7 protein-coding genes and 1 rRNA gene are annotated in these 12230 nt (G+C 43.6%); all 8 read right to left on the bottom strand.

The genetic code is table 11. The features are described from left to right. Positions 1-65: 65 nt before the first annotated feature. Complete coding sequence (locus H150_RS0106205) at positions 66-1019, bottom strand: NUDIX hydrolase (RefSeq protein WP_019958192.1); 954 nt, start codon at positions 1017-1019, stop codon at positions 66-68. Positions 1020-1159: 140 nt separating this feature from the next. Then, positions 1160-1831 (bottom strand): nicotinamide riboside transporter PnuC, encoded by a 672-nt coding sequence (gene pnuC, locus H150_RS0106200; RefSeq protein ID WP_019958191.1) that lies wholly within the window; start codon positions 1829-1831, stop codon positions 1160-1162. Between the two features lie 81 nt (positions 1832-1912). Continuing rightward, entirely contained in the window at positions 1913-5122 is a 3210-nt protein-coding gene (gene carB / locus H150_RS0106195; RefSeq protein WP_019958190.1) for a carbamoyl-phosphate synthase large subunit, read from the bottom strand. Between the two features lie 59 nt (positions 5123-5181). Further along, positions 5182-5832, bottom strand: a complete 651-nt coding sequence (leuE, locus tag H150_RS0106190) for a leucine efflux protein LeuE (RefSeq protein WP_019958189.1) — start codon at positions 5830-5832, stop codon at positions 5182-5184. A gap of 1 nt (position 5833) precedes the next feature. Beyond that, positions 5834-6724 carry a PhzF family phenazine biosynthesis protein gene (locus H150_RS0106185; protein ID WP_019958188.1) on the bottom strand — a complete coding sequence of 297 codons (891 nt, stop codon included), beginning with the start codon at positions 6722-6724 and terminating at the stop codon, positions 5834-5836. Positions 6725-6744: 20 nt separating this feature from the next. Next, positions 6745-7872 carry a glutamine-hydrolyzing carbamoyl-phosphate synthase small subunit gene (gene carA, locus H150_RS0106180; RefSeq protein ID WP_040755735.1) on the bottom strand — a complete coding sequence of 376 codons (1128 nt, stop codon included), beginning with the start codon at positions 7870-7872 and terminating at the stop codon, positions 6745-6747. Between the two features lie 236 nt (positions 7873-8108). Further along, entirely contained in the window at positions 8109-11837 is a 3729-nt protein-coding gene (locus tag H150_RS0106175; RefSeq protein ID WP_019958186.1) for a pilus assembly protein, read from the bottom strand. Between the two features lie 249 nt (positions 11838-12086). After that, a 5S ribosomal RNA gene (rrf, locus tag H150_RS0106170) occupies positions 12087-12200 on the bottom strand. Positions 12201-12230 lie beyond the last annotated feature (30 nt).

The raw sequence follows: 12230 nt of genomic DNA, 5'->3' as shown, positions 1-12230 counted from the left end.
TTTGGGCTATTACCACCACGCTTTCAATAGACTCTTGGGGTTTGCTAACATTTTGAATCAATCATTCACTTATTCACAGGCATTTTACCGCGCGCCAAAGCCCGTTCTTTCAAAATATTCGGTTTGAAACGGTACATTTGTGCAGGACGACCACGGTCTTGCATGATGCTTTCGCCTGTTGGCTCAACCAAATCTTGGTGTTGAATCAAGCGGCGGAAATTAGGCTTGTGCAACAATAAGCCCGCCAAAGCCTCAATGCTTTGTTGCAATTGCAACAAGGTAAATGTTGGTGGCATCAAATCGAAAATCAACGGACGGTATTTGATTTTCGCACGCAAACGACTCAAAGCTGTTGCCAAAATACGGCGATGATCGCCTTGCATGCTTTGCCCTGTAAATGGGATTTCTTCGCCTTGAAATTGTGGTGATTCTGGTAATAAGCCAATTTCATACATCAATTCATAGCGTTGCAAAGCCAATTCTTCCGACCAATTCCACTCACCACGCCCCCAATACATGTCCACACGCTGTTGGCGAAATTGGCGGCTGCTTTCGTCTTCGGCAGCTTCTATCCACGCATCCAACGCCGCAACAATATGGCTACAACGCGCTTCATTTTCACGGCTGCGTCTATCTTCCCATGGAAAAAAAACATACCAATCAAACCATTTGGCTTCCAAACTTAAGCTGCTGGCATCCATTTCCTTCACCAGACCCAAATAGCTGACCATCAAACAATATTGCCCCGCCTCCAAACCACGTGCCGTATCGACAAATGTGTACAACTGTTCCACGTAATCCAAAGGTTGCGCCGTTTGTTCTTCTACCCAAACTTTCACCCCTTTTTGTAAAGAACGGTGCAAAGGTGACAAAGGTCCTGATGGCAAATGATTGCCATGATTGGTTGTCAACACCCGTGCTTGTCCATTGGTTACAGCGACCAAAATAGCCACCAATTCGGTTGCCGCAGATTGATCATCGTCTTTGCAGTGTATTTCTTGATTGTCTAGCGTATTCATTACGTCCCATCAGTCTTGAAAAAAAGCATGTCGGTATTGACAGTGATATGTCAATTTTTGATTTTTAATTAAAATAACATATTTATAAATGAATTTATACTCAATGAAAAATATTTTTGCAGCGCAACATTTAAATCTTTTCAGGACGCTTGCAATGATTGTTTCCACAAACGCAAACCAATCCATGCCAACACCACAAACACCATATATTGCAAAGCAGTAATGCCATAACCTTTGTAAAACATCAATGGCACCATCACCACATTGGCTATGGTCCACAAATACCAATGATTGATGCGTCGCTGCGCTTGCAACCACATCGCCACAAAACACGTTGCTGCAATAGATGCATCTAAAAAATCGATGCCACCCAAATGGTGTATGCTATGTTGATTCATGTCCCACACAGAAAATCCACTTTCTATCCATGGTCTGAAATAATAAATAGCCAACACAAACAAGAAACTACACAACCAAATCACGCCACCAATGCCCGCATCTTTGAAATTAGCCCATTGCACTGCCACATGAACATGGTCTTGCTCACTGTGTTGGCGCCATAAAATCCAACCATAAACCGACATGGCGGTGTAATAAGCATTGATAAGAGCTTCTCCATACAAACCCCATTTGAAAAACAAATAACTGTATAAAATGGTCGATACCAAACCAACAGGATAAACCCAAATATGGCGTCTTTGCGCCAGTAATACCGATACCACGCCAAACACCGCCGCCAACGCTTCTACCGAAATTTCAATACGACTGTAAGTTTGATAAGGCGCCCACAAAAAAGCCAACCATTCATTCATGCTATCTTTCCTTTAACCATTGAAAAAAGCGTCCTGTAAACTTTTACAGGACGCTTGTGATGATTCAAATCAGTTCAACACTTATTTTTGCAAACGGGCGTGCAATTCTTGAACGCTGTACACATCGGTATCATTCAAAGATTTCACACCTTCACTCATCGCTTCACCACCTGCAATCGTCGTATACAAAGGAATACGATTGTTCAAAGCGGTGCGACGAATAGAATGGCTGTCTTGAATCGATTGTGCCTCGTGAGAAACGGTGTTCACAACGACCGCAATGTCGCCATTTTTAATCATGTCAACAATGTGCGGGCGACCTTCCAAGACTTTGTTCACCACTTGCACGATGAAACCTTTTTCTTTCAAATAAGCCGCTGTACCACGTGTAGCACACAAACCATAACCCAATTCTTGGAAATTGCGTGCGGTTTTTTCCACGTATTGTTTGTCTTGCTCACGCACAGACAAGAATACTTTGCCCACAGTTGGAATGCGCTCACCAGCACCCAATTGTGCTTTCAAATACGCCTCAGAGAAATCCACACCCACGCCCATCACTTCGCCTGTTGAGCGCATTTCAGGACCTAAAATGGTGTCGACACCCGGGAATTTGATGAATGGGAAGACTGCTTCTTTCACGCTGTAATAGTCAGGAATCACTTCTGTGGTGGCTTCTTGCTCATTCAAAGTAATGCCAGCCATCGCGCGCGCTGCAATTTTTGCCAATGGCACGCCTGTTGCCTTACTCACAAACGGCACAGTACGAGAAGCACGAGGATTCACTTCCAACACATACACCACGCCATCTTGAACCGCAAACTGCACGTTCATCAAACCAACCACATTCAAAGCCTTAGCCATTTCTTTGGTTTGGCGACGAATTTCGTCTTGAATGTCTTGTGGCAATGAGTAAGGTGGAATCGAGCAACCTGAGTCACCAGAGTGCACGCCTGCTTGTTCGATGTGTTGCATGATGCCACCGATAACCACTTGTTCACCGTCAGAAATACAATCCACATCCACTTCAATAGCATTGTTCAAGAAGAAATCCAACAACACTGGGCTGTCATTAGACACGCTCACCGCTTCGCGCATGTAGCGGCCTAATTCATCAGCATTGCTCACCACTTGCATCGCGCGACCACCCAATACATACGATGGACGCACGACCAATGGATAACCAATTTCTTCAGCCAACACAATCGCTTCTTCGTTGGTACGTGCCGTGCGGTTATCAGGTTGACGCAAACCCAAATCTTTCAAGATTTGTTGGAAACGTTCACGGTCTTCGGCAGCATCAATGCTGTCAGCAGATGTACCAATGATGTTCACGCCGTTTTCAACCAAAGCGTTCGCCAATTTCAATGGTGTTTGGCCACCGTAATGTACAATCAAACCATAAGGTTGTTCGACTTTCACAATTTCCAACACGTCTTCCAAAGTCAACGGTTCGAAATACAAGCGGTCTGAAGTATCAAAGTCAGTTGAAACCGTTTCAGGGTTACAGTTAACCATGATGGTTTCAAAACCGCTTTCACGCAAAGCCAAAGCCGCATGCACACAGCAGTAGTCAAACTCAATGCCTTGACCAATACGGTTAGGACCACCGCCCAAAATCATGATTTTTTTGCGGTCGCTTGGATTGGCTTCACACTCTTCTTCGTAAGTTGAGTACATGTAAGCGGTATCGGTTGCAAACTCAGCAGCACATGTGTCCACACGTTTGTACACAGGGTACAATTTCAAACCATGACGGTGTTCACGCACAGCTGTTTCAGACACGTTCAACAATTGTGACAAACGTTGGTCTGAGAAGCCTTTGCGTTTCAAGCGACGCAAGTTAGCATAATCCAAGTCTTGCAAAGAACCTGCCGCCACTTTGTTTTCTTCTTCAATCAAATCACGCAATTGCGCCAAGAACCAAGGGTCGATTTTGCTGATTTCGAAAATTTCTTCCAAGCTCATGCCAATACGGAATGCGTCAGCCACAAACAAAATGCGCTCAGGACCAGGCACCGCAACTTCGCGCATGATTTCTGCTTTGTCAGTCGAACGAGGATTGAAACCACACAAACCTGTTTCCAAACCACGCAATGCTTTTTGCATCGATTCTTGAATCGTGCGACCCATCGCCATCACTTCGCCCACAGATTTCATTTGTGTGGTCAAACGGTCATCGGCTGCTGGGAATTTTTCAAATGCAAAACGAGGGATTTTGGTCACAACATAGTCGATTGATGGTTCAAAAGACGCAGGCGTACGGCCGCCTGTAATGTCGTTGCTCAATTCATCCAAAGTAAAACCTACTGCCAATTTGGCAGCGACTTTGGCAATTGGGAAACCTGTGGCTTTAGACGCCAAAGCAGATGAACGTGACACGCGTGGGTTCATCTCGATGACAATCATTTCGCCTGTTTCAGGATTGGTCGCAAACTGTACGTTAGAGCCGCCAGTGTCCACACCGATTTCACGCAATACCGCCAAAGAAGCGTTACGCATGATTTGGTATTCTTTGTCGGTCAAAGTTTGTGCAGGCGCAACCGTGATAGAGTCACCTGTGTGTACACCACAAGGGTCGAAGTTTTCAATCGAACAGATGATGATGCAGTTGTCCGCTTTGTCGCGTACCACTTCCATCTCGTATTCTTTCCAGCCCAAAATCGATTGCTCAATCAACAATTCGTGCGTTGGAGACGCATCAAAACCACGCTCACAAATTTCCAAAAATTCTTCTTTGTTGTAAGCAATACCGCCACCCGAACCACCCATGGTGAACGATGGACGAATCAAAGTAGGATAAGCCACTTCTGCTTGCGCTGCCAATGCCGCTTCCATGGTGTGACACACAAAAGATTTAGGACATTTTAAGCCAATTTTTTCCATCGCCAATTTGAAGCGACCACGGTCTTCGGCTTTGTCGATGGCATCTTCTGTTGCGCCAATCAATTCCACATTGTATTTCGCCAACACGCCATTGCGAGCCAAATCCAAAGCACAGTTCAATGCTGTTTGACCGCCCATTGTTGGCAAAATCGCATCAGGACGCTCTTTGGCAATGATTTGCTCAACCGTTTGCCAACGAATCGGCTCGATGTAAGTCACATCAGCCATTTCAGGATCGGTCATGATGGTCGCTGGATTAGAATTCACCAACACCACTTTATAACCTTCTTCACGCAAAGCTTTACATGCTTGTGCGCCAGAATAGTCAAACTCACACGCTTGACCAATCACAATTGGACCTGCGCCAATGATCAAAATGGTTTTTATATCGGTACGTTTAGGCATAGTAATCTCTTATCATCTTTCAGGACGCTTCAAGCGTCCTGTACATTTTCAAAATCTCATTAAGCAATTGTGGCAGTCCACAATTTCACTGCGAAACTCATAAACAAAGCACCTACCGATGCCAATCCTGCTGCGGCCACTTTTTGACGGCTGCGGAACCAACGCACCAAATGCGCACCCGCAAAAATCAAGACTGTCAAATAAGTCAAACTCACGATTTGTAAAATCGAAGCCAACACCGCAAAACTCACCACGGGATGTGGATAATTAGGGTCAACAAACTGCACGAAAAAAGAAATGAAAAACAAAATCGCTTTGGGATTCAGCAAACTCAAAATCAAAGCACGACCAAAGACATTCGGTGAAGACAAAGCAGGCTCAATAGGCTCGTCCAGTTGCTTGGCAGGTTTCATCCAACCTTTTACAGCACCAATCATCATGCGAATGCTCAGATAAGCTAGGTAAGCACCACCAACATATTTCACCACATTGAACACAGCAGGATATTGCACCATCACAGATGCAGCACCCAAAGCTGCCAATGTCATCAACACCAAATCGCCCAAAAAGACCGCAGCAATCGCTTGATAACCTTTGGCAACACCGTATTGTGCGCCCACAGTCAAACAAAACATGGAATTGGGGCCAGGTAGCAAAATAATTGCAATCACACCCAAGACATAAGTCGGTAAATCCACCACACCCAACATCTCAATAATCCTCGTTTTTAGTCTGTGGCACGCTCATACTGCCGTGACCGACAATGATGGTTTCGCCGCCGACGTGAATACAATTGGCCTCATCTGTGCGCAAGAACAAGCGATTGGGGCGACCTAGATAATCGCCTTGCAACACATTCCAATTCACATCATTCAAGCCTTGCATCAAACACCAAGTACCCAAATTGGCACAAGCTGTACCTGCTCCAATGTTTTCTATCAATTGGTTTTTGGTCACACTGAAAAAACGCACTCTGACATAACGGTTTTTCTCGTGCCACAAATACACCGCTACACGTTTGCCTTGTTGTGCAAACCAAGTGGACAATTTCTCAACATCAGGTTTCAGACCGTCTAAAACTGCCGTTTGACTCACTTCCAATAAAAGCTGTTCGCTGCCTGTATTGACCCAACATGGGCTGCTAGATAAAGCCAATTCATCCATGCCCAATGCCGCTAGCAATTCAGGAATTGCCTGCGTTTGCACCTCATCACAACTGCCTTGCGCACACGTAAAGGTATAACGCATTTTATGACGTTCAATTTGCACCAACCCTGCTTCGGTTTCAAACTGAAATTGAGCGGGCAGGCGTTTGAGCTGATCCAAAACCCGTGCAGCGCCAATCACAGGGTGTCCTGCAAATGGCAATTCGCAATCTGGCGTAAAAATACGCAATTTGGCAGCAGCAGAAGTGCTGTTAAAAGCAAACACTGTGGCAGCCAAATTCGTTTGCTTGGCCAAAGCTTGCATGTCCATATCGCTCACCCCATCGGCATGTGGAAAGACCGCCAAGGGGTTGCCTGCAAAATGGTTGGGTGCAAACACATTCACCAACACAAAAGCATAATCACTTAAAGCCAATAACGCAGACACCGTATTCATGGTTACAGGACGCTCTTATCTTATTTCGCAGCCATAGCTGCAATAAAACGGTCAAACAAATAAGCCACATCATGTGGACCTGGACTAGCCTCTGGGTGACCTTGGAAAGAGAATGCCTCTTGATTGGTCAATTCAATACCTTGTACTGAACCATCAAACAACGAGCGATGCGTCACACGCACATTGGCAGGCAAACTAGATTCATCCACTTCAAAACCATGGTTCTGACTGGTAATCATCACTTTACCAGCATCAATGTCTTGTACTGGATGGTTAGCACCATGATGACCGAAAGCCATTTTGCGTGTTTTGGCACCAACTGCCAAACCCAATAATTGGTGACCCAAACAAATGCCAAATACAGGTTTTTGAGTCGCCAAAATTTCTTGAATCGCCGCAATCGCATAATCACATGGCTCAGGGTCGCCTGGACCATTAGATAAGAACACGCCATCTGGATTCAAAGCCAACACATCTTTGGCAGGCGTTTGTGCAGGCACCACAGTCAAACGACAACCACGCTCAGCCAACATACGCAGAATATTGGTTTTCACACCAAAATCATACGCCACCACATGGTAAGGCTGGCTTTCAGGCTGGGTGAAGCCTTGTTCCAAAGTCCATTCGCCTTGTGTCCATTCGTATGATTGGTTACAAGTGACTTCTTTAGCCAAATCTTTGCCCGCCATAGAGCCGAATGATTTTGCCAATTCCAACGCTTTGGCTTCATCCAAATCATGACCCGTCATGATACAGCCCGCTTGTGCGCCTTTATCACGCAAAATACGCGTCAAACGACGCGTGTCAATATCAGCAATTGCGACGGTTTTATTCGCAATTAAATAGTCTTGTAAATTGATTTCTGAGCGAAAATTACTGGCCACAATAGGCAAATCACGAATAATCAAACCAGCTGCATACACTTCTTTAGATTCAGTGTCTTCATTGTTGCAACCAGTATTGCCAATGTGTGGATAGGTCAAAGTGACCATTTGTTTGGTATAGGATGGGTCAGTTAAAATTTCTTGATAGCCGGTCATAGCAGTATTGAATACCACCTCACCTACAGTACTACCTTCATAGCCAATCGATTGACCATGAAAAGTACTACCGTCAGCCAAAACCAAAATTGCAGCGGTCGTTGTCATGTTTGATTCCATTCTTATTCATCACAAACACATAATATATTGTTTGTATTGTATTCTTTTGAAGCAAGGCAAACTGAGGCTAAAAAAAAACACGCCCCACAATTGTTCAAAAATTGTGTTACGTGCTTTTTTGGCATGGTCGACATGCCTTAGAAGCAAGCTATTTTACTGAATTTACAGATTTTAAGCAATCAAAAAGCCACCCTATTTTCAAGGTGGCTTTTTTTGCCGCAGCGTTAGAAGATTTCACGCCATGATAAACGCTTGTATTTCAAGTTACTTGGTGGAACTGCCAATGGATTCAAATCAAGTACATGTAATTGACCATCTGAACCAATCACAATATACAACACTCGACCATCTTCTGTTTGGATCATCGTGCCAACAGGTCCTAACATTTCGCCTAATTGAAAAAATCCACCTACCGCATCATTCTCATCCACAACACCATCGCGATTCACGTCAAACAATGGCTCTTCATATTGTGCACCACTGCGCACATCAGCGCCCAATAAGAACGTGGTACTGGTCACCAAACAGTTGGCAGCAGGCATTGGTGTAAAGACATTAAAGAACACAGCTCGTTTGCTTTGAACATTGGCTTGATCGACAATCATTTGCCCTTGTCTTAAAGTGATTCTCCAACCTAAATGATGGCCTTCTAAAGCATTGCTCGACAATAACCACAAATCATTACGTCCTGCTACAGGTGTCGTATCAATGGTTTGATTCAATAACTGGGTATCAGGGTTGGTAATCGCTTCACCAGTATCAAAAATACCATATGCGTAATTCTGCGAACTCAAATTAAAGTCAGTTTCATCCAAATAGCGTCCTGTACCAAAAAATACAGTCAAACGACCACGGGTGACTTGTACAAATGGCGTAGCCGTAATACCCGTACCTGGGTTATTGGCATCACTATTAGGAACACTGAACAATGGCAAACCGTTAAATGCTTTGACCCAACTGTTATCTGCCGTCAAATTTACCTTCCATAATTTACCATCCAAATCACCCACATACACAGCATCCGCAATCCCATTGTTATCAGCATCATAGACAAATGGCGAACCGACACCTCCAGTACCTAAAGCAATTTTTTGATAATTCACGCCCTCTACCCAAGAGCCGGTTTTATTCACATCTAACACATACAAATAACCATTGTTACTGTTGCCATTATAACCACTCGTCACCACAACCACAGGTTTACCGCTGCGATCTTTGGTCAAAACAGGCTTACCTATAAAGTGACCAAAATCACTGTCATGGGTTGCACTGAATTCCCACAAAGTATTATTGGCACCTGGATTAGATAAATTGGTGACATCTAATGCATAAATCGAACGACCACCACGGCCAGTAGAACCGACAACCACACTGCGCGCACCACCGTCACCAGAGGCATAACATACCTCAGCATAAGTACTCAAACCATCATTGATATATTGGTGTTGATAACCATTTGTTGCATATGCATTTAATTTTGACAATGCTGTTGATGGAATATAAGCATAAATTTCACGACCATCAGCATCTAGCATATGGTACATGCCATCATTAGATGCGAAACCATACATACCTGTACGAGCCAATGTCGCAGTATCCGCATAGGTACAGCCCGTTGGTGCGGCTTTAGGTGTTGGAATAGATACCACTTGTGAATTCACCACTGTACCCAATTTATCACCACTTCGCGGGCGTAATTGACCAGCAGCACTGCCTTCATTAGTAGTTTCACCTCGCATATAGCCAATCAAATTAGCCGCATTGGTTGTATTTAACTGCGTATTGAATTGGCCTGCATTGGCAATGGTAAATTCATAAACACCACTACCATTATTGGCAAAGATGCGACGATTGTTATTATCCCTCAATAAACTATTGGCGCTCCATTCAGTAGCATTATTCCCTTCCAACGAACCATTACCACCTCTCATCAATTGAAAACCAACTACATCACCAGACCAATTACTGTCTTTATATGACGCACGCACAACGCGATCATTGTCAATATCAAACAAATCAGCACCCACACTGGTAGCAACACCGGTTTGCGATGCATCTTCCGAGCCTTGAACAGAATTAAATGCTTTTTGCAAAGCCTCCACCATCGAATCTGGGTCATTGGCTAATGCAAAGTTTTTTGGTGTTCCCCAGGTATATTGAGAAATACTCAAATCTCCCGGCGGCGTATCATTCGTCCACTCAGTCAAACGATCTCGATTGGGAACTTTATCGCCATTTTGATCTGTAAATCCACCGTATTTACCTGCCAAATAATAAGAATTTCGAATCCATTGCGGACCATTACCATTCTCAGCCTTATAAGATCCATTCTCCAAAACGTCAATCATAAAGGTTTTTAAATTTAATGGCTTACGCAAATTGCTTAATAAATCAGGCCGCACATTTTCGGTATTAGCCCAATAAGCCAAAGCAGGCAAACCAGCACCACTGTTTGAGGAACCCATGCCCGTATTATAAGCATTGTCCATAAATGTAGCATTTGCCGCAGCCCCAATGTAAGCCAACTCAGCCTTCTTCAACTTGTCGATAAACTCGGGAGTAGGAATATCATCATCTGTTGGTGAATTAGTTTGACCCATACCAGGCAAATCCCTATCAGCATGTGTATTGGTATCACCAATCACCATAATGGTATTAGGGCTACAAACGGTATCAGGATTCAATGTTCCATTGGCATTTTTAAACGGATCGTTACTTGGACCAAAAAAATCAATGACTGGGAAATTGTCTTTTTGCTGCTTGGTTAAATTATTAGGTAACCATGCTGTACTGCGCGTGTTTCCACCAACATAGCCTTTATTACGGATATAACGCAAAACCGTATAATACAGTTCGGCCACAGGGTCATTGGTCTTATAGCCATTTTCATCACCAAATTTGTTCAGATAATTGATAGAACCACTATTGGTCACCTCAGCACCAAAGCTGTCTGCGCTTGGAAAAGGATTAATCACAAATTGCCCTGTATTTTGATTGTATTCATTCACAATCGAAGCCAATTTAGAACGCAATACACCACCATTAATATTATTGCCGGCAATATTCAAATAACCGAAAGAGGCAAAATTCATCTTATCACGGTAGTTTTGCATCAAACCTTCAGGCTTAGAGCGTCCTGAAGCAGCATAAGCAACACAATTGTTTTCTAATAAACTCGGCTTACAAACTTGTACCACCACTGGAAGATTCGTAATGCGACTCACCACTGCATTATTTTGACCCAAATGCTTTACAGTCACATAAAAATCTTTGCTGTCAAAAATAACGGTTCGCAAACTACTTGCCTGACCACCGCTCAAATTATAAATCACATCATGTGGCACCAAACGCTTCATTTGATCACGCCCAACTACTACACGACGATCAGGAAATTTGCCATAGCCACCTGAATTTCGATTTTGACCATCGTAAACTCTGGCGCGACGCAAATAAGTCAAAGCATTGGTATCACCATCTTCATATGCTGAATTACTGGTACCCACACCTAATGCTCTATTACCACCTGTCATTTCAGATCGGTAAACATCCAATGCCGACATGGTTGCCCAGTTTAAAACATTGCCGCTGTATTCATTAGTAGTCGAACCTTGATTACACTCATAAATGCCACTTTTCAATACAGCCAAGCCTTTGGGCTCAAAATAACGACCCGTATTTGTTCCTGATACAACATAGCATTTGGCTGGATCAAAATACCCCCAATATCGGGTCGTTAACTCTACTGGATCCAATTGATTATCATTATAAGCAGCACCCGCCGTTGGGAATTCCACCGACAGTGCCAAGAAAATATTAGACTTGGATTCCATAGTAATACCAGATAATGGCTGATTACCTATAGAAACACTGGTAGCGGCATAGGCCATATTGATTGTTAAAACACTCCCCACAATCGGAACCATTAATAACACATTTTTCTTTATGTTAGCCATAACACACCACCCCTAATAATAATTCTTCCATTATAAGAATTATATGCTTACTACATCAATTAAAATTAATACCCATTTTAATGGTATGTAATTAAGGCTTTACGGCAACTTAATATTAAGGCTTATAAACCAACAAGCGTCCTGTAAAGTTTACAGGACGCTTGTTTATATGAATGTGTATTATATTTAAAGCTATCTTTAAGAATGAATAAAGCCCTGATGCGTTTGCATCAGGGCTTTAAATGGGGCGTTTGACGATGACCTACTTTCACATGGGTAATCCACACTATCATCGGCGCTAAGTCGTTTCACGGTCCTGTTCGGGATGGGAAGGCGTGGGACCAACTCGCTATGGTCGTCAAACATAAACTTTAAAATCAGAAAGCCGTCTGT

The sequence above is a fragment of the Vitreoscilla stercoraria DSM 513 genome, assembly GCF_000382305.1.
GTDB lineage: Bacteria > Pseudomonadota > Gammaproteobacteria > Burkholderiales > Neisseriaceae > Vitreoscilla > Vitreoscilla stercoraria.
The sequence above is the reverse complement of the archived record's forward strand: the minus strand, read 5'-3'. Positions and strand labels throughout refer to the sequence as shown.